At 38.9% G+C, this 26,806-nt stretch carries 26 protein-coding genes, 3 pseudogenes and 1 other annotated feature; of the genes and pseudogenes, 25 read left to right on the top strand and 4 right to left on the bottom strand.

What is annotated here, in order from left to right; genetic code table 11:
* Positions 1-22 precede the first annotated feature (22 nt).
* Both ACEE75_RS06165 and ACEE75_RS06160 read right to left on the bottom strand, forming a co-directional pair.
* Positions 23-1,300, bottom strand: coding sequence for a hydroxymethylglutaryl-CoA reductase, degradative (locus ACEE75_RS06165; RefSeq protein ID WP_447574540.1), 1,278 nt, complete (start codon positions 1,298-1,300; stop codon positions 23-25).
* A 5-nt stretch (positions 1,301-1,305) separates the two neighbouring features.
* On the bottom strand, positions 1,306-2,472 hold the full coding sequence (locus ACEE75_RS06160) for a hydroxymethylglutaryl-CoA synthase (protein WP_447574539.1): 1,167 nt from the start codon (positions 2,470-2,472) through the stop codon (positions 1,306-1,308).
* Between the two features lie 182 nt (positions 2,473-2,654).
* On the opposite strand from ACEE75_RS06160, the gene ACEE75_RS06155 reads away from it, so the two are divergent.
* From ACEE75_RS06155 to yihA, 5 genes are all read left to right on the top strand, one after another.
* Positions 2,655-3,494 (top strand): thymidylate synthase, encoded by an 840-nt coding sequence (locus ACEE75_RS06155; protein ID WP_447574538.1) that lies wholly within the window; start codon positions 2,655-2,657, stop codon positions 3,492-3,494.
* Positions 3,495-3,569: 75 nt separating this feature from the next.
* Entirely contained in the window at positions 3,570-4,079 is a 510-nt protein-coding gene (locus tag ACEE75_RS06150; RefSeq protein ID WP_447574537.1) for a dihydrofolate reductase, read from the top strand.
* 4 nt (positions 4,080-4,083) lie between these two features.
* The gene (locus ACEE75_RS06145) at positions 4,084-4,254 is read left to right on the top strand and encodes a hypothetical protein (RefSeq protein WP_354368539.1); all 171 of its coding nucleotides are present in this window, start codon (positions 4,084-4,086) and stop codon (positions 4,252-4,254) included.
* 23 nt (positions 4,255-4,277) lie between these two features.
* On the top strand, positions 4,278-5,501 hold the full coding sequence (clpX, locus tag ACEE75_RS06140) for an ATP-dependent Clp protease ATP-binding subunit ClpX (RefSeq protein ID WP_447574536.1): 1,224 nt from the start codon (positions 4,278-4,280) through the stop codon (positions 5,499-5,501).
* Positions 5,502-5,509: 8 nt separating this feature from the next.
* On the top strand, positions 5,510-6,106 hold the full coding sequence (yihA, locus tag ACEE75_RS06135; protein WP_354368543.1) for a ribosome biogenesis GTP-binding protein YihA/YsxC: 597 nt from the start codon (positions 5,510-5,512) through the stop codon (positions 6,104-6,106).
* Between the two features lie 326 nt (positions 6,107-6,432).
* Here yihA and ACEE75_RS06130 read toward each other — a convergent pair.
* A pseudogene (locus ACEE75_RS06130) lies at positions 6,433-6,880 on the bottom strand (IS630 transposase-related protein); the annotation flags it as partial.
* Positions 6,881-7,143: 263 nt separating this feature from the next.
* Here ACEE75_RS06130 and ACEE75_RS06125 point away from each other — a divergent pair.
* Together ACEE75_RS06125 and ACEE75_RS06120 are read left to right on the top strand one after the other, a co-directional pair.
* A complete protein-coding gene (locus tag ACEE75_RS06125; protein ID WP_447574535.1) occupies positions 7,144-8,307 on the top strand; it encodes a hypothetical protein in 1,164 nt (387 codons plus the stop codon).
* Between the two features lie 322 nt (positions 8,308-8,629).
* A complete protein-coding gene (locus ACEE75_RS06120; RefSeq protein WP_447574534.1) occupies positions 8,630-8,764 on the top strand; it encodes a hypothetical protein in 135 nt (44 codons plus the stop codon).
* A 92-nt stretch (positions 8,765-8,856) separates the two neighbouring features.
* Here the strand turns inward: ACEE75_RS06120 and ACEE75_RS06115 are convergent.
* Positions 8,857-9,809 (bottom strand): annotated as a pseudogene (locus ACEE75_RS06115) (DDE-type integrase/transposase/recombinase).
* A gap of 160 nt (positions 9,810-9,969) precedes the next feature.
* Positions 9,970-10,101: a sequence feature (ribosomal protein L10 leader region), on the top strand.
* A 35-nt stretch (positions 10,102-10,136) separates the two neighbouring features.
* On the opposite strand from ACEE75_RS06115, the gene rplJ reads away from it, so the two are divergent.
* From rplJ to ACEE75_RS06025, 18 genes and pseudogenes are all read left to right on the top strand, one after another.
* Positions 10,137-10,640 (top strand): 50S ribosomal protein L10, encoded by a 504-nt coding sequence (gene rplJ, locus ACEE75_RS06110; RefSeq protein ID WP_354368549.1) that lies wholly within the window; start codon positions 10,137-10,139, stop codon positions 10,638-10,640.
* A gap of 67 nt (positions 10,641-10,707) precedes the next feature.
* Entirely contained in the window at positions 10,708-11,076 is a 369-nt protein-coding gene (rplL, locus tag ACEE75_RS06105; RefSeq protein WP_354368551.1) for a 50S ribosomal protein L7/L12, read from the top strand.
* 200 nt (positions 11,077-11,276) lie between these two features.
* A complete protein-coding gene (locus ACEE75_RS06100) occupies positions 11,277-11,444 on the top strand; it encodes a hypothetical protein (protein WP_032499127.1) in 168 nt (55 codons plus the stop codon).
* Positions 11,445-11,446: 2 nt separating this feature from the next.
* Positions 11,447-12,265, top strand: coding sequence for a replication initiator protein A (locus ACEE75_RS06095; protein ID WP_024401260.1), 819 nt, complete (start codon positions 11,447-11,449; stop codon positions 12,263-12,265).
* A gap of 148 nt (positions 12,266-12,413) precedes the next feature.
* Positions 12,414-13,769 carry a DNA (cytosine-5-)-methyltransferase gene (gene dcm / locus ACEE75_RS06090; protein WP_449164758.1) on the top strand — a complete coding sequence of 452 codons (1,356 nt, stop codon included), beginning with the start codon at positions 12,414-12,416 and terminating at the stop codon, positions 13,767-13,769.
* Positions 13,753-14,181 carry a hypothetical protein gene (locus tag ACEE75_RS06085; RefSeq protein ID WP_029175155.1) on the top strand — a complete coding sequence of 143 codons (429 nt, stop codon included), beginning with the start codon at positions 13,753-13,755 and terminating at the stop codon, positions 14,179-14,181. Before dcm ends, ACEE75_RS06085 begins: the two co-directional genes overlap by 17 nt.
* Before the next feature lie 10 nt (positions 14,182-14,191).
* Entirely contained in the window at positions 14,192-14,575 is a 384-nt protein-coding gene (locus tag ACEE75_RS06080) for a hypothetical protein (protein WP_016480096.1), read from the top strand.
* Between the two features lie 8 nt (positions 14,576-14,583).
* Positions 14,584-14,817 carry a hypothetical protein gene (locus ACEE75_RS06075; RefSeq protein ID WP_014621275.1) on the top strand — a complete coding sequence of 78 codons (234 nt, stop codon included), beginning with the start codon at positions 14,584-14,586 and terminating at the stop codon, positions 14,815-14,817.
* Positions 14,818-14,819: 2 nt separating this feature from the next.
* Complete coding sequence (locus ACEE75_RS06070; RefSeq protein ID WP_449164757.1) at positions 14,820-15,404, top strand: CPBP family intramembrane glutamic endopeptidase; 585 nt, start codon at positions 14,820-14,822, stop codon at positions 15,402-15,404.
* A 76-nt stretch (positions 15,405-15,480) separates the two neighbouring features.
* The gene (locus ACEE75_RS06065) at positions 15,481-15,969 is read left to right on the top strand and encodes a hypothetical protein (protein ID WP_000093701.1); all 489 of its coding nucleotides are present in this window, start codon (positions 15,481-15,483) and stop codon (positions 15,967-15,969) included.
* Positions 15,969-17,786, top strand: coding sequence for a VirD4-like conjugal transfer protein, CD1115 family (locus ACEE75_RS06060; RefSeq protein WP_449164756.1), 1,818 nt, complete (start codon positions 15,969-15,971; stop codon positions 17,784-17,786). Before ACEE75_RS06065 ends, ACEE75_RS06060 begins: the two co-directional genes overlap by 1 nt.
* 17 nt (positions 17,787-17,803) lie before the next feature.
* Entirely contained in the window at positions 17,804-18,046 is a 243-nt protein-coding gene (locus tag ACEE75_RS06055; protein WP_001072183.1) for a hypothetical protein, read from the top strand.
* A gap of 18 nt (positions 18,047-18,064) precedes the next feature.
* Entirely contained in the window at positions 18,065-18,919 is an 855-nt protein-coding gene (locus tag ACEE75_RS06050) for a conjugal transfer protein TrbL (protein ID WP_449164755.1), read from the top strand.
* A gap of 61 nt (positions 18,920-18,980) precedes the next feature.
* Positions 18,981-19,334 carry a PrgI family protein gene (locus ACEE75_RS06045; protein ID WP_449164754.1) on the top strand — a complete coding sequence of 118 codons (354 nt, stop codon included), beginning with the start codon at positions 18,981-18,983 and terminating at the stop codon, positions 19,332-19,334.
* A complete protein-coding gene (locus tag ACEE75_RS06040) occupies positions 19,312-20,784 on the top strand; it encodes a VirB4-like conjugal transfer ATPase, CD1110 family (RefSeq protein ID WP_024381324.1) in 1,473 nt (490 codons plus the stop codon). Before ACEE75_RS06045 ends, ACEE75_RS06040 begins: the two co-directional genes overlap by 23 nt.
* 529 nt (positions 20,785-21,313) lie before the next feature.
* Positions 21,314-22,987 (top strand): group II intron reverse transcriptase/maturase, encoded by a 1,674-nt coding sequence (gene ltrA, locus ACEE75_RS06035; protein WP_029174920.1) that lies wholly within the window; start codon positions 21,314-21,316, stop codon positions 22,985-22,987.
* A gap of 85 nt (positions 22,988-23,072) precedes the next feature.
* A pseudogene (locus ACEE75_RS06030) lies at positions 23,073-23,954 on the top strand (VirB4-like conjugal transfer ATPase, CD1110 family); the annotation flags it as partial.
* A 1-nt stretch (position 23,955) separates the two neighbouring features.
* Complete coding sequence (locus ACEE75_RS06025) at positions 23,956-26,757, top strand: phage tail tip lysozyme (RefSeq protein ID WP_061286116.1); 2,802 nt, start codon at positions 23,956-23,958, stop codon at positions 26,755-26,757.
* Positions 26,758-26,806 lie beyond the last annotated feature (49 nt).

Raw genomic sequence — 26,806 nt, 5'->3', positions numbered from 1 at the left:
GTTCCAGAACTTTTTGTTTAACTTATTGGCGTATTTTTTCGAGGAGTTCTTGTGCGGTTTCGAGATTTAAATGGGGAGATTTAAGTAATTGTGGAACTAATAAGGGAACCTCTTTTTCACTAGCTCCTGCTAGTAAGGCTAATGATTTTGCCTGTAATTTCATATGTCCAGCTTGAATTCCTGAACTGGTTAAAGCTTTCAAGGCAGCAAAATTTTGTGCCAAACCTAAGGATACAATCAGCGTGGCTAATGTTTTGGCATCAGGTTGACCTAAAAGGTCGAATGATAGTGCAACATTAGGATTAAGGCCGATAGATCCACCTTTTGTGGCAATTGGCATAGGCAAGGTCAGTTGACCAATAATTTGATGTTGTTGTTCATCTAAGTGCCAACTGCTAAGTCCTTGGTATTGTCCATTTCTACAAGCATAAGCGTGACCGCCAGCTTCAATAGCACGCCAGTCATTACCTGTTGCCAAGACAAGCGCATCAATTCCGTTAAAAATCCCTTTATTATGAGTACTGGCCCGATAAACATCCACTTGAGCAAGTTGGCTTGCTAAAGCCATTTTTTGACCAAGTTCCAATGCTTCATCTTTATTTCTGCTCAAATAACGTAAATCAACAGTACATTGTGCAGTTACAAGAGATTCTGTCGCATAGTTTGACAAGATGGCCATCAGACTTTTTCCGCCACTTAATTGCTCCAAATTTAGTGTTAAAGCTTCCATCATGGTATTGATAATATTGGCTCCCATAGCTTCTTGGGTATCAACGATAAGGTAGACAACTAAAAACGTAGGCTCATTTCCAACAAAATCAAGACGGAGATCACAAGCTCCACCACCGCGTTTTACAATAGAGGGGTGAGCTACATTTGCGGTTTGCAGCAGGTGTTCTTTATTAGCCAAAATATCTTTTTTAGCCTGTTCTAAATCAGGAACTTGATAAAGAGCAACTTGGCCAATCATTTGACGATTTTGAATGGTTGTTTGAAATCCACCAGATCGTTTAATGATTTTTGCTGCATATGATGCTGCCGCTACAACTGATGGCTCCTCGGTAACCATAGGAAGCTGATAAGTTTTTCCATCCACAAGAAAATCAGGTGCAAGAGCATAGGGGAGATTATAAGTTGTTAGCACATTTTCAACCATTTGATCAGCGGTTTCAAGAGGTAGCGTTCTGTGCTGATAAAGTGTTTCTGATGAAGAATTTGTTAAGAAATGAAGTTTTTCTAAATGTTCTATACGTTGTGAAATGGTCTTTTTTGAAAAACCTGTCCAATTTTGTTTGTTCATAATGATTATACTTTTTGGTATTGTCTTTGATGTTCGGTGATAGCAGTTAGGGCAAATGGTCCTGTTTGATATTGTCTAAAACAAGCATTGCCATCTTGATCTAATTGAGTTTCCTCATAGAACATCTCCTCATACTCTTTAACTGAAAGTGATGTTCGCTGACTTAATTGCTCAAGACGAGATGGCTTGAGTTGATCTTGAAAGCCATCAACTAACTGTCCTGAGAAGATCTCACAAACTGCTCCGCTACCATAGCTAAAGAACCCGATTTTATCGCCAGACTTTAAATTTTGGCTATTTTCTAATAGAGATAAAAATCCAAGGTAAAGAGAGCCTGTGTAGATATTTCCGACTTGGCGACTATAGGCAATACTCTCTTGAAAATTTTGGATTAGAAGGGTCTTTCTGTTTTCGGATAACTGTTTATCCATAATTTTTTGAAGACCTTTTTGAGCTAGTTTAGGGAATGGAATATGGAAACAAAAAGCTGCATAATCTGATAGAGTTGAGTTAAAGCGCTTTCGATGCTCAATCCAAGTTGTTTTTAAGCAATCAAGATATTGTTTAGTCGAATACATGCCATTGACATATGGTGTATCGGAATAGTTGGGACGCCAAAAATCCATAATATCGCGTGTTTGAGCTAGGTTATCATCATTTAATGCCAAGATGCGTGGATTTTGGCTAACCAACATGGCAATCGCTCCAGCACCCTGTGTGGATTCTCCTGCTGATGCAATGCCATATTTTGCAATATCGCTTGCTAAAACTAGAACTTTGGATTCAGGGTGTTTTTCAATGTGTAATTTGGCATAGTTAAGCGCAGCAGTAGCGCTATAGCAAGCTTCTTTCATCTCAATTGAACGCGCAAAGGGTTGAATTCCCAATAAACCGTGTACATAAACGGCTGCTGCCTTACTTTGATCAAGGCTTGATTCAGTAGCAAAAATCACCATATCAATAGCTTGTTTGTCAAGATCGTCTAAAATTTCAGAAGCGGCAGAACTAGCTAATGTGATAATATCTTCAGTTATAGGTGTAATGCTAAGGGCATCTAGCATCAAGCCTTGGCTAAATTTTTTAGGATCTTCCCCTCTTGCTTGGGCCAAATCGCTCATCTTTAGTACATAGTGACTGGTTGAAAAACCAATTTTATCAATTCCGATTGTCATAAGAAAAATCTTACTCCTCTAAAATAAAGTCATTAATACTTTCATTCTATCATATTTTGATGGAATGGATGAAAATAAACATTGAGTCATCAAAGTAAGTCATTTCGTTAGCAATATTTTTAGTAGATTTTTCTTTTAAATTTAGATAGAATAAGCAAAGTGAAAAAAATAGGGGGGCTATGATGACTAAAGCAGATCAAATTTTCAAAGAAAATATTCAAAAGATTATGGATGAGGGTGTTTGGAGTGAGCAAGCTAGACCTAAGTATAAAGATGGGACATCAGCTAATTCGAAATATATTACAGGCTCTTTTGCAGAATATGATCTTTCAAAAGGTGAGTTTCCCATTACGACCCTGCGTCCTATTGCCATTAAATCAGCTATTAAGGAAATTTTTTGGATTTATCAAGATCAAACTAACGATTTATCTGTTTTAAATAATAAATATGGTGTCAAGTATTGGAATGATTGGGAAGTTGATAAAAGCGGTCATATCGGAGAGCGATACGGAGCGATTGTTAAAAAACACGACATCATCAATAAAATTTTAAAGCAATTAGAGGAAAATCCTTGGAATAGACGTAATGTCATTTCTTTATGGGATTATGAGGCGTTTGATACTTCAGCTGGCTTACTTCCATGTGCCTTTCAAACGATGTTTGATGTTAGACGAGTAGGGGAAGAGATCTATCTTGATGCAACTCTTACTCAACGTTCTAATGATATGCTCGTTGCTCATCACATCAATGCCATGCAATATGTTGCCCTTCAAATGATGATTGCAAAGCATTTTGGTTGGAAAGTTGGCAAATTCTTTTATTTTGTTAATAACTTACATATCTATGATAATCAATTTGAACAAGCTAAGGAATTACTACGTCGTCAGCCTTCGAGTTGCTCGCCACATTTAGTCTTAAACGTGCCTGATAAGACCAATTTTTTTGAGATTAAACCTGAAGATTTTGTATTACTTGATTATGATCCAGTTAAACCACAATTGAAATTTGATTTAGCAATTTAGAGCAGAGAAAATTTTTTCAAATGCATTTTCACTAGAGTTTTGATAAAATAGAAAAAAAGCATTTTAGGAGATAGGATGAGCAAGAAACTAGTTGCCATTTGGGCAGAAGATGAAAATCGATTAATTGGATCAAATCAAAAAATGCCATGGCACTTGCCAAAAGAACTCCAACATTTTAAGAAAACCACTATGGGAGAGGCGATTTTGATGGGGCGTGTTACCTTTGATGGAATGAAAAGACGTCTTTTACCAGGAAGAGAAACTCTAATCTTAACGCGTGATCAATCTTTTCAGGTCTTGGGAACTCAGGTTTTCCATTCCATTGATGAAGTTTTAACCTGGTACCATCAACAAGATAAAACGTTGTTTATCACTGGTGGAAGCCATGTTTATGCAGCCTTTAAGGATGTTTATGATGAACTCATTGTGACAAAGATTCACGCTTGTTTTGAAGGTGATACTTATTTTCCAAGCGATATCAATTTAGATGATTATCAAAAAGTCTCTGAGGTTTTTTATGACAAAGATGATGGAAATCCTTATGCTTTCACAGTTTTACATTATATAAGAAAAGTAAGAGAGTAAATAAATGCAAAGAAGTATTTTCGGCGTTTTTACGGCATTTTTATTTGTGATTTGTCTCTTGTGTGCTATTCCAGCATTTCAAAAAAGACGCTATGGCTTAGGGATTTTTCTACTCCTAAATGCCTTTACAAATATTGTTAATACCATCCATGCCTTTTATGGAACACTATTTTAGAAAATTAAAGTTTAGAGGATATCATGACAAATACAACAGATCTTATGTTTCATTGCTCTTTTTGTGGTAAAAGTCAAGAAGAAGTAAAGAAAATCATTGCGGGTAATAATGTTTTTATTTGTAACGAGTGTGTTGAGTTATCGCAAGAAATTATTAGAGAAGAACTAGCAGAAGATGTCTTGGCTGACTTAGCTGAGACACCTAAGCCAAAAGAATTACTCGATATTTTAAATCAATATGTGGTTGGTCAAGAGCGTGCCAAACGTGCCTTAGCTGTTGCAGTTTATAATCATTACAAACGAGTGAACTTTAAAGAAAATGCCGATGAGACTGATGTTGATTTGCAAAAGTCTAATATTTTGATGATTGGTCCGACAGGATCAGGTAAAACTTTTTTAGCTCAAACCTTAGCTAAAAGTTTGAATGTCCCATTTGCAATTGCTGATGCAACTGCTTTAACAGAGGCAGGTTATGTTGGTGAAGATGTTGAAAATATCTTGTTAAAACTTATTCAAGCAGCTGACTTTAATATTGAACGTGCAGAGCGTGGCATTATTTACGTCGATGAAATTGATAAAATTGCTAAAAAAGGGGAAAATGTTTCAATTACTCGTGACGTATCAGGTGAAGGCGTCCAACAAGCTCTTTTGAAAATTATAGAGGGAACAGTTGCTAGTGTCCCTCCTCAGGGAGGGAGAAAACATCCTCAACAAGAAATGATTCAAATTGATACAAAAAATATTTTATTTATCGTTGGTGGTGCTTTTGATGGTATAGAAGAAATCGTTAAACAACGCTTAGGTGAAAAAGTTATCGGATTTGGTCAAAATAACCGTAAAATTGATGAAGATGGTTCTTATATGCAAGAAATTATCTCTGAGGATATTCAAAAATTTGGACTAATTCCAGAATTTATCGGTCGTTTACCCGTATTTGCTGCCTTAGAGCAACTGACAGTGGATGATCTTGTGATGATTTTAACAGAGCCTAAAAATGCTTTAGTCAAACAATATAAAACACTCTTATCCTATGATGGAGTAGAATTAGAATTTGACGAGGATGCCCTTCAAGCCATCGCGGCCAAAGCTATTGAACGTAAAACAGGTGCTAGAGGACTTCGTTCTATTATCGAAGAGACTATGCTTGATGTTATGTTTGAGGTCCCTAGTCAAGAGGATGTTCAGGCTGTTCGTATCACTAAAGCTGCAGTTGAGGGCACTGATAAACCAATTTTAGAAACGGCTTAGGAGGTCTTATGTCAGAAGAAGTTTTAAATACACATAATGCTTCCATTCTTTTGAGTGCAGCCTCAAAGGCACATTACCCACAGGATGACTTACCTGAAGTAGCGCTTGCAGGTCGTTCAAATGTAGGCAAGTCTAGTTTTATTAATACACTTTTGGGGCGTAAAAATCTTGCTCGCACTTCTAGTAAACCAGGTAAGACACAATTGTTGAATTTTTATGACATTGATGGGAAGTTGCGTTTTGTTGATGTTCCTGGTTATGGGTATGCTAAAGTCTCAAAGGCTGAGCGTGCTAAGTGGGGGAAAATGATTGAGGAATATTTGACTAGTCGTGATAACCTGCGGGCTGTTGTGAGTTTGGTTGATTTACGTCACGATCCATCGGCAGATGATGTTCAGATGTATGAATTTCTGAAATATTATGAAATTCCTGTCATTGTGGTCGCTACTAAAGCTGATAAGGTTCCTCGAGGAAAGTGGAACAAACATGAGTCGGCTATCAAGAAAAAATTGAACTTTGATTCATCAGATGCCTTTATCATCTTCTCGTCTGTTAACAAAGAAGGCTTAGATCGATCATGGGATATAATTTTAGAACATTTATGATATAAAAACAGAGCTTAACCAGGTGTGATATCGTGTTAAGCTCTATTTGTTATAGTTGAAAACTATGTTAAGCTCTATAAAATCCGTATAACATCTTTTTAAGAATTCATGACAGTGATGTTTGCTAAGTATGCATGGAGGGAGATATGGGGGAGCTTTCTGATGGAAAAAAAGAGGAACGTTGTTACCCACTGATTTCTTGAGATGTGGGGCCTTATGCTGCCTATTTAGCAGACGGTCCTGAGTATAATGGAGCCTACGGAGAGATTACTCTTGAGGAATTAAAAATTTTCATCCCCCCTCGATTCATCTTCTCTTGGAGGAGGGAGTTGACCTCTTAATGAGCGACCATATTCTCGATAAAAATAAGTATCGAACCCTGTTTCATCAATATAAACAGGTGTTAAGTGCTTTAAACGATTAAAATTTTCAAGAAATAAAGCTACTTTTTCTGGATCTTGTTCGTAGTAAGTGTGGTTCTTTTTTTTCGAGTATATCCCATAGCTTTGAGTGCATAGTGAATCGCCGTTGGATGACATTCAAATTCAGAAGCTATTTCAGTCAAATAAGCATCTGGATGGTCATTAAGATAGTTTTTGAGTCTATCTCTATCAACTTTTCTTGGTTTGTTACTTTTGCTTGATGATTCAGCTCTCCGGTTTTCTCTTTTAGTTTTAGCCATTGATAAATGGTATTGCGTGAAATTTGAAACACATCGGATGCTTCGGAAATACTACCTCTTTTATCACAATATGCAATTATTAGTTGGTATATTCAATTGATATGGTGAAAATTTAAAAATTTAGCTTAAATGTCAGTTGATATTTGTACTGATTAATAGGTATCTAGTGTTAATGGTAAATATCTAGATTTGCACCAAAAGATAATAACAAATTCTCATGAAAGTAATATTAGTTTCCACAGTGTCAACTGTGGAAAATTTTTGAGAGTAATCTATCAAATTTAATTGTATTGCCTGAGTTGTAATATTTTTGCTATAATTAAGTTATTAAAAGTAGATATAGGGAGTTCTGATTATGGCATATACAAGTGAAGAGTTAGATATTTTTGAAGAGCTTTTTTATGAAGAATTAGATGGATTTGAAATAGAAATAGTTCAAGTTAATCCTAATGAGACTATTTATATTATAAATGATAGTTTGTGTATCTTGTTTTTAAAACAGAAATATTCAAGTGAATTTTTTCGTCAAAAGCCACGTAATGAATATGAAATCTATGCGGGGGCAGCTATTATTGAATTATCTCCTAATGAAATAGGAAATTATTATGAACATTCTCTTTATTTAAAAAAAGTTAGTAGAAAAACTAGAAGAAGAAATCTAGAAGATATCATTACATATGAAAAATTTATTGGTTTTAACTATATAGAGAGGTGCCTGCTAGAATATACAAAAACAATTGTAGAGTTTGACTCTTACTCTCCAAAGTTACGCTTAAGTGAGCGTTTTAATAGATGGCCGGGTATCAGATATAACTATTTATTCTGTGAGTTTGAATCGAAAAGTGGTAGTAAAGAGCGATTTATTATAGGAAAGGATAATAGAAGACCATTAGCAAAATTGAATACTATTTGTAGGAAGGTCATTAATTATGGTGAATTTCCTGATAATTTTATTTATAGATCAGACTTAAATAAACTAAATTCTGCACTAAAAAGCTGGTCTGAAATAGATATGAAGTCTGCTTTAGAATTACACCTTACATATTTCGAAGTTGAACATTATGATAAATATAATACTACCTGGACAGAGTGGCTAGAAAAATATGTTAATGTAGATTGGGATGTTGTGTACAAAGAATGTAAAAAAGAAAATTACCAAATAGCTCCAACACGCTGGGTTTCAGAATTTAATTTATATGAATTAGTGAAAAAGCAATTTCCAAATTATAGAATTTTATATCAACATAATCCTTTGTTTTTGACTAGTTCAAATGGGGGGAGGATGCCATATGATATTTACATTTCAGAAAAGAAAATAGCAATTGAATATCAAGGTAAACAACATTTTGAGCCAATTAATTTTTTTGGAGGAGAAGAGTCGTATATAGAAACAGTTAATAGAGATAAGGAAAAATTAAAACTAAGTAAGGAAAATGGCATTTCTGTAATTTATTTTAATTATTGGGAAAGTATAAATAAAGAGACACTGTTAAAGAAATTGGAGCCATTTGATTTATAAAAAATGAGTTCAGATTAACCACTGCATCAATCTGTTACTACTATTAAAAAAGATGGTTGAGATAGTTTCTGTCGCAACCGATTTTAGCTTTCTATACGAAAACGATTTCATATCGGAATGAATCAATATTAGTACAATAAATAATTGGGGTTATATAGAATCATTCTGTTAATCGATCTGTTTCCCATTTTCCTATTTTTGATTCAATTGACTATATTATAATAAGAATAATGGGGTAGTTACATTATTATTGCATTGTTTTGACAATCCGTATGACTTAATAAAAAACGAGTTCAAACAAATAAAAGAATCAAATTTGGAGATGGGAAACTTATATACAGAGTTTGAAGAGACGGTTAAATACTACAATGATAATAATGTTATATTAGATTTATATGCTGATGAAAAACTAGAAGAGTTTAGACTTTTGTTTGAGTCTGCTTATATAGGATGCTAAAGAAAACTAAAAATTTTTAAATAATATATGTACCTTTGTCAATGATGTGAGACGAAAAGGTGATTTTGAAGTTATCCATTTGTTAAGCTTTACTAGGAGCTAGCTCCTAGTAAAGCTTTTCTGATATCGATAGGAGATTTCCAGCCTAAAGTTTGCATAGGGAGTCGATTAGAACGATAAAGATAGGTTTTCATCTGCTTGATGAGATCGTCATAGGAATAGAAGGTCAAGTGCTGGTAGAAACGTCGATTGTCATTTCGATGACTACGCTCCACCTTTCCATTATGTCTGGGTGTTCGAGGACGAATCAACTTGTGCTCAATACCAAGTTCCTGACAGAGTAAGTCAAGTGGGTTAACGTGTTTGGTCTCTTTGAAATGAGTGAACTCAAAGCCATTATCCGTTTGGAGGATTTTGGGTTTGTATCCAAAGTGTTTAATCGCCATTTTGAGAAATTGAACGGTTGAGTAGGACGACTGCTCTTTGAAAGGGAATATAAAGCGTTCACGACTGGCTTCATCAATGACGGTGTACTGGTAGAACTTGTCAGGTAGTTTTCCTGTGTAGCAGTGAGTTGGTACGTATTTGACATCCATCTGCCACTTGATTCCGAGTTTAGTAGGAGTGTCATATGGTTTCGGTACATAAGGTTTTTGCTTTGTTTTAGGGGATTTGAAGAAGTCCAGTTTTCTCAAGATTCGAAAGAGTGAGCAAGGGTGTCTATCATATCCCTTGTTGGTTTTGAGCTTGTAGAAGATTTCGATGAGGGTTGCGTTTGGATTTCTTTTGATGCAATTTTTAATCCATGTCAGCTCTTGCTGGGTACGAGTCTTTGGATGTGGTGTTAGAGGTCGATGGGATCGATTTTCAGTGATTCTTTGGTTCCATCAAAACGCTTATTCCAGCGCATAAGAGAGGCTTTTGAGACCTTGTATCGTCGACAGATGAAGGCGACAGAAGCACCATTTTGGTAGGTTTTAACAGCGTGGTAACGTGTTTCCAGAGTGTGTGGTAAATAGCGAAGATTTTGTGATATACTAGTCATGAGAAGATTCCTTTTTGATGAGTGGTGGTACTCTTATCATATCAGGGAATCTTCTTTTTTACTTCTAGAAGTCTCACATCTATTGTAATGCTACATACGGTTTAAAAAAAATTAATAAAAAGTATTGACAAGAGTATCTAGACATGATATTATATAAAAGGTTTTGAAATAAAACTGACCTAAGACAGCAGGGGAGCGTGCTCATAATAATCCTGCCGAGGCACAAAACGTCATTAAAAAGAACGTATTGTACTTTCGTGTCTAGGTTTGGATACGTTTTTTTATTGAAACAATCCAGCCCAAAATAATTACGGAGGTAAAACACTAATGAGTCAAGCAAGTATTGCTAAAAAAGCTGAATTGGTTGAAATTTATGCTGAAAAAATGAAAGCAGCTGCATCTATCGTTGTTGTAGATTCACGTGGTTTGACAGTAGAGCAAGATACTGTTCTTCGTCGTAATCTTCGTGAAAACGATGTTGAGTTTAAAGTTGTTAAAAACTCAATTTTACGTCGTGCTGCTGAAAAAGCTGGTCTTGAAAGCCTGTCTGAGATTTTCGTTGGACCAACTGCTATCGCATTTTCAAATGAAGATGTTATTGCACCAGCTAAAGTTATCAACGACTTTACAAAAGAAGCTGAAGCACTTGAAATCAAAGGTGGTGCTATCGAAGGCGCAGTTTCTTCAAAAGAAGAAATCGTTGCTCTTGCGACATTACCAAACAGAGAAGGACTTCTTTCAATGCTCCTATCTGTACTTCAAGCGCCAGTTCGCAATGTTGCTCTTGCAGTCAAAGCGGTTGCAGACAACAAAGAAGAAGACGCTGCTTAATAGCGCCTTTAGTAGCTTAATGCTACAACCTATTTAATATTAAAAACAAAATTTGGAGGAAATCACAATGGCATTGAACATTGAAAACATTATTGCTGAAATTAAAGAAGCTTCAATCCTTGAGCTTAACGATCTTGTAAAAGCTATCGAAGAAGAATTTGGTGTAACTGCGGCTGCTCCTGTAGCGGTTGCTGCAGCTGGTGCTGCTGACGCTGGCGCTGCTAAAGATTCATTCGACGTTGAATTGACATCTGCAGGCGACAAAAAAGTTGGCGTTATCAAAGTTGTTCGTGAAATCACAGGTCTTGGTCTTAAAGAAGCTAAAGCTCTTGTTGATGGTGCACCTGAAGTTATCAAAGAAGGTGTTGCTGCAGCTGAAGCTGAAGATATCAAAGCTAAACTTGAAGAAGCAGGCGCTTCAGTTACTCTTAAATAAGAGTCACATCATAATTAGATTGCGGAATCCCTATTTACCAGTCTTTGAGAGCGATAAGCGATTGATAGAAACTGATAAATTGATTTGGTTTCCTGCCAAAAATCCTGCCAAAAATTCTTTGGCAGGATTTTTGTTTTAATAAATTTTCGGGGGGTAGACATTAAATTGTCTACCCCTTTTTTTGCGTTTTGGAGGTAATCATGCAAAAGAAGGAAAAATCATCACGCCAAATCGTGATGTGCCATCTCGTGGCTATTTTAGGAGTTGATATTGAGAAAGCAACTCATCTGGTTGATGAATTGGAACAAGTAGGTTTAATCCGATTTGATGAATTCGGAAATGTTGGACTTTTAGTCTTGGAGGGATAATCATGAAACGTATTACCGCTAATCAGTATCAGACATCAGAGCGTTATTATAAACTCCCAAAAGTCTTGTTTGAGAGTGAACGTTATAAGGATATGAAGCTGGAGGTTAAGGTAGCCTACGCGGTTTTAAAAGATCGGTTGGAGTTGTCTTTGAGTAAAGGTTGGATTGATGAGGATGGGGCTATTTATTTGATTTATTCCAATTCAAATCTGATGGCACTATTAGGCTGTTCAAAGTCAAAATTACTTTCAATCAAAAAAAACTTACGTGACTATGGCTTAATTGATGAAGTCCAACAGTCCTCTAGTGAAAGAGGTCGAATGGCAAATAAAATTTACTTGGGGGAATTAGAACATGATAATACCCCAGTCTTACATACAGACGGGGCTAGTGTTAAAAAAACACTAGGGGGGTCTCAAAGAAAGACGGGGCCGGTCTTAAATTCAGCCCCTAGTGAGACTGAAAGAAGTGAGACTAAATGTAGTGAAACTAAAGGGAGTGATTTCCTTATTGAGGATGAGGAGGAGAGACAGCTGGTAGATGAGAAACAAGAAGAAAACTTTACTGCAAAAGTCGATGGCGTGACCAAGTACGATCGAGACTATATTTGGGGTTTGGTTCATGACCAGTTAAGACAGACAGGTCTATCTCAGTCAGCTAGTGACTATGCCATGATTTATTTTAGTGACCGTTATCAGTATGCTTTGGAACATATGCGATTTGCTCGGTCAGCGGAAGTAATAGCTGAATACGTATTTAATGGTGTGCTATCAGAGTGGACCAAGCAACTGAGACGACAAGAAGTAAAGGGAGGTGAATAAGGTGATTTTGTGGATACTAGGCGGAATCTATCTGATTTCTATCATCATTTTGATTGTTGAAATCATTCGTGCACCAGAAATGGATGATCATATATAAGCAAGAGTTTTACATGTGTAAGGCTCTTTTTTAGTTGGAAAGAGAGGAAAAATGAAATTTTTAGATTTATTTGCTGGGATAGGCGGTTTTAGGCTAGGGATGGAATCACAGGGTCATAAATGCCTGGGCTTTTGTGAAATTGATAAATTCGCCAGAACATCTTATAAAGCCATGTTTAACACAGAAGGAGAAATAGAATACCATGACATTAAAGAGGTCACAGACCAGGACTTTAGACAATTTAGAGGGCAAGTGGACATCATCTGCGGGGGATTTCCTTGCCAAGCTTTTTCACTCGCAGGAAGACGACTGGGATTTGAAGATACTCGAGGTACTCTCTTTTTTGAGATTGCTCGAGCGGCCAAACAAATCCAACCACGTTTTCTATTTTTGGAAAACGTCAAAGGCCTACTCAATCACGACGAGGGACGGACGTTCGCCACAATCCTCTCCACGATGGATGAATTGGGGTATGATGTCGAATGGCAGGTGCTTAACAGTAAGGACTTCCAAGTCCCGCAAAACAGAGAGCGGGTCTTTATTATCGGACATTCTAGAAGATACCGTCCCAGATTCATATTTCCTCTCAGAAGAGAAAACAGCCCAGCTCATCTTGAAAGGCTAGGAAATATCAATCCATCTAAACGTGGTTTGAATGGTGAAGTCTATCTGACGAGTGGACTTGCTCCTACACTAACGAGAGGTAAAGGAGAGGGAGCAAAAATCGCCATTCCAGTCTTAACACCAGATAGACTTGAAAAACGGCAACATGGTCGTCGATTTAAGGACAATCAAGACCCTATGTTTACTTTGACCAGTCAAGACAAACACGGGGTTGTTGTCGCAGGAAATCTGCCGACTAGCTTTGACCAGACTGGAAGAGTATTTGACATTTCTGGCTTGTCACCGACCTTGACCACCATGCAAGGTGGAGACAAGGTGCCAAAGATTTTGCTGAGGGAGGAGCTGCCATTTCTGAAGATCAAGGAAGCCACAAAAAGAGGGTACGCAAAGGCAACTCTTGGAGACTCTGTCAATCTGGCTTATCCAGACTCAACCAAACGTAGGGGACGAGTGGGAAAGGGAATATCCAATACCCTGACGACTTCAGACAATATGGGAGTGGTAGTTGCTGCTTTGGAATATCGACAGGATAAGTGGTATGAAGTCACAGGCATTGTCTTAGAGGGGAAACTTTATCGCTTGAGAATAAGACGACTGACACCAAGAGAGTGCTTCAGACTTCAAGGCTTTCCTGACTGGGCTTATGAAAGAGCAGAGAGTGTTTCTAGTAAGAGCCAACTATACAAACAGGCCGGCAATAGCGTGACTGTCACAGTTATTGAAGCCATTGCCAGAGAATTTAGAAGAACGGAAGAGGAAGAAAAACATGAACCTACTACATAAGAAAAGTATCCTAGATTGTACTGAATTAGAAGAACGTATTCACCAAGTTGAAACCAATCAGCTATTACAAAAGATACTGTCGCTCCCCAATTTTGATTGTGACTTTGAGGTGACTTTTGAAGATGATTACCACAAAGAGATGAATGATCCCCTATTCTACGAATCCAATCTTCATCGGATTTCGGATTTTATGGAAACTAGGGATATTAAAAATGGTGTAGATACACTATTGACGAAAGACAATCACCTGGCCTTTCGTGCCTTTGGTGAAAATTATTCTGCTAGGGGAAAGGATGGCATTTTAACGACTTTAGTGACGGTCAAGTGCTTTGGTGAAGGACGGATGCCCATTGATATGAGTCGCTATTTCTCAACTCCTGAACAAACAGTTGAAAATAGCCTAACCCTATAAGGAGGTGCCTATGCTTGAGGTATATCTAGGAAATAATGCCAATACAAATCAAGATTTACTAACCATTTTGACGACCTATGGTGTGACTTATCGTTGTATAAAAGCGTGTGATGTAAACCGTGAAATCTTACTGTCACTCTTTGCCAAAACCACGGATTGTTTTGAGTTGCTGTCGCCACGATTTCTTCGCTTTAAGCGTCAATATTCGATAAGTTTGAATGAGATGATTCAGCTCATTCTCCAAAAGCCAGACCAAAACCTTCGTCTGCCTCTCATTGTTTGTCAGAATCACGTCTATCCATCTATTGGGCTAGACGAAGTACGAACTTTTCTTCCCAGACAGGTAAAAGAAGAGCTGTTTCAGGCCAGTCTGATGAAACAAGTGACAGGGTAGGTGTGAAGATGAATGAACGATTTTGGGATAATTTAGAAATCATACTCTCAGAAAGAGAAATCACTTGGGCAGAACTAGCTCGAAAGGTATTCAAAGGTCAATATGTCTATCCCAGTGAGTTTAATCGCCTTTATCAAAAACTGCGACATTACAAATCCAATCGTCTGATGCCACAAACTAGATGGGTTGAGCGAATCGTTCTAGTCTTAGATATTGATTATGAAGATTTATTCAAGAGGTGACAATGATAAGGATAGTGTTGTTTTATCTAGCCATACAGCTTAACGGTTTTCTATTAAGTTTATACCTACAAGAGTATATGACGATTGAGGGTATAGTCTTGCTACAATTGGTCCTATTAAGTGTGACTTGCTTAGAAATTGCCCGTCATAAAACTGTTCAAGCAAAAAATATAACCTTAAGAAATCGCCTAAGATGGTTTCTTCTTGGCTTTGTGGTTATGGTTGCTTTTGCAGTCTTCATCAGCTTCCTATTTTCAGTTCAGACTAGGAATCAAGCGGTATTGGTAGAAGTTGGAAAACAGGTTCCTCATGTTATCTTTTTATTGTTTCTGGTCAATGCAAGTCTCCTTGAAGAGATTGTTTATAGGCAATTGCTGTGGGAAAAATTGACATTCCCTTTTGAACAAATAGGCGTGACCAGTTTTCTCTTTGTTCTATCCCATGGACCTAATCAGTTAGGGAGTTGGCTCATGTATAGCTGTCTTGGCTTGACCTTGGCTGTTGTTCGATTGAAAACTGATTGTATGACGGCAATCGCCTTACATTTACTTTGGAATAGTTTGGCTTATGTCGTAACTTTCTTGTGATACCAAAATCAAGAGTGCTTCCGTATTATGGAAGCACCTTATGTTTGATAGGGAATCCAAAGAAGAGGAGGTCACCATGTCATCTGAACAACAAGAACGACAAGCAATGCAATACGTAGAAAGAAGTAGTTTATTGACAGTCAGAACCCTCTTAAAACTCTTAGAATGGTCGGCTAGGCAAGTCTTAGCCCAAGATTCAGCTTATAAGATTGGAGTTCAAAAACTGGAAGAACTCCTTCAAAGCCCTTATGCCATTGAAGGGATTAATGTTAGTAAAGACATCCTAGATAAGCCAATTGATGTGGAGAAATTTAAGGAGTTGATGGAGTCGGAAAAATTGCCGATTGCTATTAGTTGGCAAAAAGACTATCTCTACTTCTATGCCAAGGATAAGACCTTGCTTGATCATCACTTAGATGAATTGTTGAAGAAACTGGTGTCTAACCCAGAAAAGTTAGAAGGTTTAACCTATGATAAAACCTTGGATCAAGAGATAGAACTGGCCAAAGAGAAAATTAGAGTGACAGAACCTTCGGCAGTCAAGACCAAGGAGGTGACCTTGTAATGTATTCCAGGCAAAAAGCATTTGTCTTTGGACTCTTGGGGCTCGCCTTTGGTTATTTCTGCCATCGTCTAACCCTGCTCTATGATAGTTTAACCAATGCCCCACCTATGGAACGTATTGCCTACCTCTTAGGAGAGGGGTTAAATCAGGTTTTCAATCCTTTATGGCTATTTTCCTTTACTCAAAAATCTCTTCTTGCCTTTATCCTTGGGGTTCTAACGATGACACTAGTCTATCTTTATGTATCGACAGGACAGAAAGTCTATCGAGAAGGGGAAGAATACGGTTCTGCACGATTTGGAACCAGTAAGGAAAAGCGGAACTTTTACAGTAAGAATCCTTTCAATGACACGATTTTGGCTCGTGATGTTCGTCTAACCTTGTTTGAAAAGAAGAAACCCCAGTTTGACCGAAATAAAAATTTGATTGTCATTGGGGGTTCTGGGGCAGGTAAGACCTTTCGCTTTGTGAAACCCAACCTTATCCAACTTAATTGTTCCAATATTGTCGTAGATCCTAAAGACCATTTGGCTGAGAAGACAGGTAAACTCTTTTTAGAAAACGGTTATCAGGTCAAGGTTTTAGACTTGGTTAATATGACCAATTCAGACGGTTTTAATCCCTTTCGTTATGTAGAAACTGAGAATGATTTGAACCGCATGTTAACGGTCTATTTTAACAATACCCGTGGGTCTGGTTCTCGCAGTGATCCATTTTGGGACGAGGCTTCCATGACATTGGTGAGAGCTATTGCCTCTTATTTGGTGGATTTTTACAATCCTCCAGGAAGTTCCAAGCAAGAGCAGGAAGCAAGACGTAAGCATGGCCGTTATCCAGCCTTTTCTGAGATTGGGAAACTCATCAAACTCTTATCAAAGGGAGACAATCAGGACAAAAGTGTTCTTGAAGTCCTGTTTGAAGATTATGCTAAAAAATATGGTCACGAAAACTTTACCATGCGAAACTGGGCGGATTTCCAAAACTATAAGGACAAGACCTTGGATTCGGTGATTGCGGTCACAACAGCTAAATTTGCCCTTTTTAATATCCAATCGGTGATTGATTTGACGCAAAGAGACACTATGGATTTGAAAACGTGGGGCACTCAAAAGACCATGGTCTATCTTGTTATTCCAGATAATGACACTACCTTTCGTTTCCTATCTGCTTTATTTTTCTCTACGGTTTTCTCCACTTTGACCAGACAGGCTGATGTTGACTTTAAAGGGCAACTGCCTATTCATGTTAGAAGCTATCTGGATGAGTTTGCGAATGTCGGAGAAATCCCAGACTTTGCCGAACAAACCTCAACAGTTCGCTCTAGGAACATGAGTCTAGTTCCAATCTTGCAAAATATTGCTCAACTCCAAGGACTTTATAAGGAAAAAGAGGCTTGGAAAACTATACTGGGGAACTGTGACAGCCTCCTCTATTTGGGTGGAAATGACGAGGAAACTTTCAAATTTATGAGTGGTCTTCTAGGTAAACAAACCATTGATGTCAGAAGTAGCAGTCGCTCTTTTGGGCAGACGGGTTCAAGTTCGACCTCTCACCAGAAAATTGCTCGTGACTTGATGACGGCTGATGAAGTAGGGAATATGAAACGAGATGAGTGTCTTGTACGCATTGCAGGAGTTCCTGTTTTTCGGACCAAGAAATATTTCCCACTCAAACATAAGAATTGGAAATGGCTTGCAGATAAGGAATCTGATGAACGCTGGTGGCACTATCGCATTAATCTCCTAACTGCTGAGGAAGAAGTAGATTTGTCAGGCCATAAAATAAGGGATTTAAGCACAGAAACGTCACTACATTAATAGAAATGAGGAAAAATATGAATCAAAAACTAACAGGCTTTGTTTACGGAGTGGACGCCAGCTCTATGTTCTCTCAAGCCATGTCTCTATTACAAAAAGGCTTAATTGCAGTAGGAGCCTTTCTTGTTGTCATGGGCATTATCAACCTTTCAACCAACATTAAAGATGGTGGGCCAGGTGTCCGAAATGCCATTCTAGAAATTGTTGGTGGGGTCATGGTGGGAGCCGCGGGTACTTTTGTGACTCAGATTACCATTTAGGGGAGGACAGCACATGACATGATAATGAATTTTACGTCATCTTTTGTATATCTAGCCTCTGAAAAAGTGTCTAGCGATAGCCTTTTTGAAGGGTTTCAAGTGGATTTAGAATCAACCGCCAACTTGGTTAAGTCACTAGCGGACTTTAATCCGACGGTTTGGTCTTACATGACAGCCATTACCAAGGGGATTATGCAGCCCTTGGGAGTAGCTATTCTTGCGGTTGTTCTCGTACTCGAATTTTCAAAAATGGCCAAGAAAATCGCAAACTCAGGTGGTGCAATGACCTTTGAAGCCATGGCACCTATGATTGTCAGCTACATCATGGTCGCGGTCGTGATTACCAATACGACGGTTATTGTGGAAGCCATTATTTCCATTGCCTCTTATGTTATTGAACAAGTGGCAAGTCTTGTCACGAATGGTGGTGCTAATTATGATACCATCTCAGGCATTAAGGGATCTGGAATTGTAGGAAAAATGATTATTGGCTTTTTTGCGATTCTCATTTGGTTGGTACGAATGGCCAGCATCATGGTAGTCAATATCTTGATTACCATTCGCTTTATCCAACTCTATCTGATGATTCCTTTTGCCCCTGTTACCATTCCGACCTTCCTTAGTGATGACTGGAGAAGTGTTGGGATTGGTTACCTTAAAAACATCATGGTCTATGCCGTTCAAGGTATTTTGATTTTTCTAATTGTATCTCTTGTTCCCTTGTTTGAATCGGCTGGAAAGATTGCCGTATCAAATGGAGCTGGAGTTATGGAATCACTCGCCATTATGTTTGGTGGCTTGGTACAGGCTATCTTGTTAATCATTGCCTTAGTTGGCAGTCAACGAACCGCCCGAAGTATTTTGGGGATGTAGGAGGAAGGGAGTAAAGTGCCCGCCTCCTCTTTTTATAGCTTACTTAGATTGGAGAACATTTATGAACACACGTGTCTTTAAGGACATCTCAAAGGTTCAACACAGAGCATGGCTGGGATTTACAACTAGACAGGTTATTTTTGTATTTCCAGCCATCGCCATAACCATTTTGGTATTGGGCTTGAACCTATTTTACTGGCAATTTGGGGATTGGTTTGTCTATGGTTTTGTTTTTAGCTTTACCATTCCACTCATGTTATTTGGGGTCTATCGCCCCAACGATTTACCATTTGAAACCTACCTCAAGTACCGTTTTCATTATGAACTAACAGTACCAGATCGTACATTTACTAGAAGAAAAGGAGACCAACGTGAAAAAATTAAAACACTCAATGAAACCAAAGACATCTTCTAATGACAAAAAGCAAAAGACGAAAACACAGAAACAGGAAATCAGCCCTTCTACCGTAAATACGTTAGCCTATCAAGGGCTTTTTCAGAATGGCCTTATGCAGGTCAGTCCAAGCCATTTCTCACAAACCTATCTTTTAGGAGATGTCAATTATCAAACAGTTGGCTTAGACGATAAAGGAGCTATTGTTGAGAAATATTCCGATTTAATCAATTCACTGGATGATCAGACCAATTTCCAACTGACCATTTTCAATCAAAAGGTCAATCTGGAAAAATTCCGTAAGAGTATTCTCTATCCCTTGCAGGAAGATGGGTTTGATGCTTATCGTGATGAATTGAATCGCATGATGGATGCCAACTTAGAGGCGGGTGAGAACAACTTTTCAGCTGTCAAGTTTCTTTCATTTGGCAAGAGCGACCAAACACCAAAACTAGCTTTTCGTTCTCTGTCACAGATTGGGGAATATTTCAAGAGTGGCTTTTCAGAGATTGCTGTATCTCTTGGTTTACTTGGTGGAGAGGAGCGAGTGAATGTCCTTGCGGATATGTTGCGTGGTGAAAATCATTCACCGTTCTCATACAAGGATTTGACCCTCTCAGGTCAATCCACCAAACACTTTATTGCCCCAACCTACCTTTCCTTTAAACATAAGAATCATATTGAATTGGACGATCGATTATTACAGATTGTTTATGTTCGTGACTATGGTATGGAGTTAGGGGATAAATTTATTCGAGACTTAATGCAGTCAGATTTGGAAGTGATGATTAGCCTACATGCCAAAGGCTCTACCAAGTCTGAAACCATGACCAAGCTGCGAACCAAGAAAACCTTGATGGAATCGCAAAAGATTGGGGAACAACAAAAGATGGCTCGGACAGGTATCTATTTGGAGAAGGTCGGGCATGTTCTTGAGAACAACATCGATGAAGCTGAGGCTCTTCTTCAAACCATGACCCAAACAGGAGATAAACTGTTTGACACCGTATTTCTAATTGGCGTGCTTGCGGATACTGAAGACCAACTCAAACAATCTCTTGATATTATCAAGCAAGTGGCAGGGTCTAATGATATGATTATCGATAACTTGACCTATATGCAAGAAGCTGCTTTTAATAGTCTCTTGCCATTTGGGAAGAACTATCTTGAAGGTGTTTCTCGGTCTCTATTGACTTCAAATATTACCGTGAATGCACCTTGGACTTCCGTTGATATTCAGGACAAGGGTGGGAAATTTTATGGCATCAATCAAATCTCAAGTAATATCATCAGTATTGACCGTGGCAAGTTAAATACTCCGTCAGGTTTGATTTTAGGGACTTCTGGAGCTGGAAAAGGGATGGCGACAAAACATGAAATCATCTCTACTAAGCTCAAGGAAGCAGATAGTGATACTGAAATTATTATTGTTGACCCAGAAAATGAGGTGCGACAAGAAGTCGTGTTGTAAATTGCTAGTTTAGCTACTCTATCCATTTGGGGTAATCCTACCACAGCCTGCTTGACTGGTAACGGTTATGTTGGGAAGCCTGTGGGACAATATGGAAAGTCTGATAGCCTAAAATCGGATGGACTGTTAGGATAAGAATACTATGGTGAACAGACGTGAACCATCGCAAGAGTCGTTACAGGGACTAAGTGAAATAAGGCTGATACACTTACACCAAAAAGGTACGGAGGAGGTCATTGGGGCTTTCATAACCTGATGACAAATGGACACATTCTTCCCGGCTCAAAGATGGCACCTAAGGTATTCACAATTATTTATAACACGGAACTTGGTAAGCCCTATGTATTCCTTTTAATCGATAGAAGGTATTGAACTCGTAAGAGGGATAGACGATACAGAGGGTAGAGGAAAGGATAAAAAGCGAATGCTCCAACTGTAATGGTAGGAGATAGGGGTTCAAACTTTGCCCTGACCTGAAAGGGTGCAGACTTATCCTATGGTATTTCATGACAAAAATGGAGGTAAACCTATGAATGATAAACATTCAACGACAGCACCAGCTGAGAAGTTATCACACAAGCAACTGCTTGCGAAACAATGGAAAAGCATTGATTGGAAGAGAGCAGAACAAGAAGTGAATAGGCTACAAATCAGGATTGTCAAGGCTACTCAAGCCAAACACACTAACACAGTGAAGAGACTTCAATATTTACTAACCCATTCGTTCTATGCCAAGGCACTTGCCGTTCGTCGAGTAACGACTAACAAAGGCAAGAAAACAGCTGGTATAGACGGTGAACTATGGACGACACCTGCTCAAAAGATGGAAGCTCTCCTGTCCCTAACGGACAAAGGCTACAAAGCCAGTCCGTTAAGACGGGTTTACATCGACAAAAAGGGGAAAAAGAAGAAACGTCCATTAGGGATTCCGACTATGTATGACAGAGCCATGCAGGCACTCTATGCTTTAGCACTAGAGCCTGTCGCAGAGACAACTGCGGATACTAAATCATTCGGCTTCCGAAAAGGAAGAAGCTGTCAAGATGCTTGTGAATATATCTTCACAGCACTATCACGGAAAGCTTCTCCTCAGTGGATTTTAGAAGGCGACATCAAAGGCTGTTTTGACAACATCAGTCATGACTGGCTCTTAGAGAACATTCCGATGGATAAATCTATCTTAAAACAATTCCTTAAAGCAGGTTTTGTGTTCAAGGGTGAGTTATTCCCAACGGAAGACGGCACGCCACAAGGCGGTATCATTTCGCCTATCCTTGCCAATATGGCACTCGATGGATTACAACAAGTCTTATCAGATAGATTTCATACCAATCGTTTAGGAAAAATTGACCTTCGATTCAAGAATAGCCATAAGGTCAATCTTGTCCGTTATGCGGATGATTTTATCGTCACAGCTGCGACACAAGAAATTGCATTAGAGGCTAAAGAATTGATTAGAGAGTTTCTGCTTGGACGAGGCTTAGAGCTGTCAGAGGAAAAGACATTGGTAACTCATATCAACGATGGTTTCGACCTACTTGGTTGGAATTTTCGGAAGTACAAGGGGAAATTGATTGTAAAACCATCTAAGAATTCTATTCAAACTGTTATTGGTAAATTCTCAGAAACCATCCTCAAGCGAGGAAAAGCATGGGAGCAAGAAGTCTTAATCATGAAACTAAATCAACAGATAAGAGGATGGACAAACTACCACCAATCCGTGTGTGCTAGTGAAGCCTTCTCCTATCTGGACTATCATTTATACGAATTATTGTGGCGATGGGCAAAACGTCGTCATCCAAAGAAAGGCCAGTGGTGGGTTTCGACCAAGTATTGGCATAGAAGAGGCAATCGAAATTGGGTATTCGCTTCAGGCGATAAAGAACTCATTCGAGTTGACCATACTGCTATCGTCAGACACACAAAGGTCAGAGAAAACGCTAATCCTTACTTGGATACAGAATATTTTGCTCAACGAACCTTTAATCATGGTATGAAGCGTTTGACAGGTCGTTTTAAACTTGTTTGGAAGAAACAAAACGGACGCTGTCATCATTGTGGTCTCCCGATGGAACTTGGAGAAGATAGAGAAATTTTCTTTAAAGTTCCAAAATCAAAGGGAGGTGTGGAAGAAGTTGATAATATGGCTTATGTGCATAGCTACTGTCAGCGACTATTTATTGAGAGCCGCTCGAAAGAGTGATGAAATGCTTGAGCCGTATGAGGGGAAACTCTCACGTACGGTTCTTAGAGAGGAAGGTGGTAGTAATACCACTAACCTACTCGACTACAGTATTATCGGCCAAGCCTTTGGTGGGGAGAGTATTGATATTGCTCCAGATTCCACTACCTTCTTAAATGTCTTAGATCTATCTGATGAGAATATGGATGAGGATCCTGTTAAGGTTAAGTCCGAATTTCTCTTGTCTTGGATTGGGAAGCTCTTGGATCGAAAAATGGATGGTCGTGAGAAGTCCTTGATTGACCGTGTGACACGACTCACCTATAAGCATTTTGACACACCGTCCTTGGTCGAATGGGTCTTTGTCTTGTCCCAACAACCTGAACAGGAAGCTAAGGACTTGGCACTGGATATGGAACTCTATGTGGAAGGGTCGCTGGACATATTTTCACATAGGACCAATATTAAAACAGATAGTCATTTCCTGATTTACAATGTCAAAAAGTTAGGCGATGAATTAAAACAAATTGCCCTCATGGTTATCTTTGATCAAATTTGGAATCGTGTGGTAAAAAACCAAAAACTAGGGAAGAAAACCTGGATATACTTTGATGAGATGCAGCTTCTCTTATTAGACAAGTATGCCTCTGATTTCTTCTTCAAACTTTGGAGTCGTGTCCGTAAGTATGGGGCGATACCGACAGGCATTACTCAGAATGTAGAAACGCTTCTTTTGGATGCCAATGGCAGACGCATTATTGCCAATAGCGAGTTCATGATTCTTTTAAAACAGGCTAAGAGCGATCGCGAAGAATTGGTGCATATGCTTGGGCTTTCTAAAGAGCTGGAGAAGTACTTAGTCAATCCTGAAAAAGGGGCAGGCTTAATTAAGGCCGGTTCCACCGTTGTTCCATTTAAAAATAAGATTCCGCAACATACCAAGCTCTTTGATATCATGAGTACGGATCCTGAAAAAATGAGGACATGAGATGAAAGAGGATAAAAAGCTAGTCAAACAGGCTAGGCAAAACTTTCGAAGCAACTTAAAATCAGCCCGTATGCATTATCGGAAAGAAGTTAGGACCTTAAGACAGACTGTTCCTAAAAAAGGAAGATTTCGAAAACCAGCCCAAAATTCTCTTTTTCAAGATAAGAAAATAGAGTTAAAAGGAAATCTACTCAGTAGCCAAAAGGAAGCAGAAGAGAAGTTCCTAAAAGAAATTACCTATGTATCTCCTAGACTATTGAAGGTAAAGGAAATCAAGAACTATCGACTTCCGCAAGCTCAAGAGCGTTTGCGGACGGCAAGAAAACATTTGTCAGACGTGAAACTAAGTGAAAAGCAAAAGGCAGTTAATCCCAAGTTTACTTTCCAAAAAGAAAATCCTTCCCTGAAGTCTCGTTTTCAGTTTCACCAAGAAAAAACATTTGATCGACTAAGTGCAGAAAAAGAAGTAAGTTCTGCCAAGCGTGAGGTTAAACAACTCAAGAAAGTCCAAAAGTCTAAGAAAAAGTTTACTAAGATCAAAGCTGGATTAGGCTTGGCTGCATCTGAATCGTTTGACTTGGTATCGCAGGATGATGATTTAGATGGACTTAGAACCCTAAAGGATACTAGCCTGAAAGTCAGATGCTATGGCAGGTTTACCTATCAAGCAGGTAAGGTGGCAGTAAAAAGTGGACAGACTGGTGTGCGGTTTACCAAAACAAAATTTTCTCATGGAAAGGAACGATTCCAGAACTTCAAAAAGGGAAAAGGATTCACACGCCAGAAACCTCTTAAACCAAGAAGACGCTACCAAACCTTTTTAAAGCTTGCCAGAAAACAAAGTGTCGCAGGTTTCAAAGGAATTGTCCAAGCCATTAAGGGAAGTATGACTTTCTTTTCTGTCCTTGCGGGAAATCCTTTGACTTGGATTGTCTCAGGCATTCTCTTGATACTCCTTTTGATGATGAGCTTTTTCATGAGTGTTTCAGGTAGCAGTGTAATTCAACAAGATGAGATGGAATTGACCAAGGCCTATACCCACATGACGTGGGAAGATGCGGAACATACAAGAACCAACGAAAAGGGAATTACCTTTTACACTAAGATTGATGAGGTTATGGTTTACATGAATCATCAATACCAAGACTACCAGCTTGACGATTTCATGGAAACAGGTGGTACGACCTACAAAGTATTTCTCAGTCAGGTGTGGACGGACTTAAATGGTGGAGATTCTATTAAATCCATGTCTGACTTATATAAAGAACCTGCTTACAAGCTGTCTGATGAGGACCAAGAAGAACTAAAGGAGTTGACAGAAGAAGGCAACTATTTAGCCCTTCAAGAATTGGATAATCCCTTTCAGGGACAGACCGATGAGGATAGCTTAAACATGACCTACCGATATGGTTATGAGGTCATTGATGAGAAACCAACGCTTCATCACCATATCATCTTAGAAGCAAAAGAAGGTCAAGTCATTGTGGCTCCGATGGATGGCAAGGTATCTCTTGATGGAGAGAATGTTATTTTGACATCTGGTAAGGGAGTGAATAAGACTAAACTAACCTTGTTTGGCATTCATTCAGGCCGAGTGAGTGAAAATCAACAAGTCTTGGCAGGAGACATTATTGGTGAGACCAAGGATGGAACGGGTCTAAAAGTCACCTATCAAAAAGTTGATGATGACACGGATAAGTTGGTCTATGTCAATCCAGCTTTCTACTTTCCAAAAGTGATTCAGGTTCAGACCACCATTCTTCCAACTATCGGTCAGTTTGGCGGCGATGAGTTTGAGAGAGCCAAGGCAATTTATGACTATCTTAAAAGCAAAGGTGCGACCAATCAAGCTATCGCAGCCATTCTAGGAAATTGGTCGGTAGAATCCTCTATTAATCCCAAGCGTGCGGAGGGCGACTATCTATCTCCCCCTATTGGTGCGACAGACGGTTCGTGGGATGATGAGGGCTGGCTCTCACTTAATGGTCCAACTATATACAATGGACGTTACCCAAATATTCTCAAACGTGGTTTAGGCTTAGGCCAATGGACAGATACCGCGGATGGGTCACGCAGGCATACTTTATTGTTGGAATATGCCAAAGGAAAACATCAAAAATGGTATGACTTAGGCTTACAACTGGATTTCATGTTGCATGGGGATAGTCCTTATTACACCAACTGGTTAAAGGACTTCTTCAAAAATACAGGTAGTCCAGCTAGTCTTGCCCAACTCTTTCTCATTTACTGGGAAGGAAATAGTGGTGATAAGCTACTTGAACGTCAGACACGAGCAAGTGAGTGGTATTACCAAATTGAAAAAGGCTTTAGTCAACCTAACGGTGGGACAGCACAAAGTGATCCAAAAGCACTTGAAGCTGTACGAGGAGACCTTTTTGAAAACTCTATTCCAGGAGGTGGTGACGGGATGGGTTACGCTTACGGCCAATGTACTTGGGGAGTTGCAGCCCGTATCAACCAACTGGGGCTAAAACTCAAAGGTAAAAATGGTGAGAAGATTCCAATTATCAGTACCATGGGCAATGGCCAAGATTGGGTACGAACAGCCGCAAGTCTCGGTGGAGAGACAGCGACAAGTCCACAAGCTGGAGCTATTCTTTCCTTTGCGGGAGGAGGACATGGTACACCAACAGAATACGGACATGTGGCTTTCGTCGAAAAAGTTTACCCAGATGGCTCATTCCTTATCTCCGAAACCAATTACAATGGCAATCCCAACTACACCTTCCGTAAATTATCTGGAGTGGATAGTAGCTTGAGTTTTGCTTATACGACGAAATAAAAAAGGATATGCTAACAAAATGAATAAATGTTAGCATATCTTTTGTGTT

This window comes from Streptococcus sp. 11273D007BT, from assembly GCF_053547195.1.
This window is presented reverse-complemented; position numbering and strand designations above follow the sequence as displayed.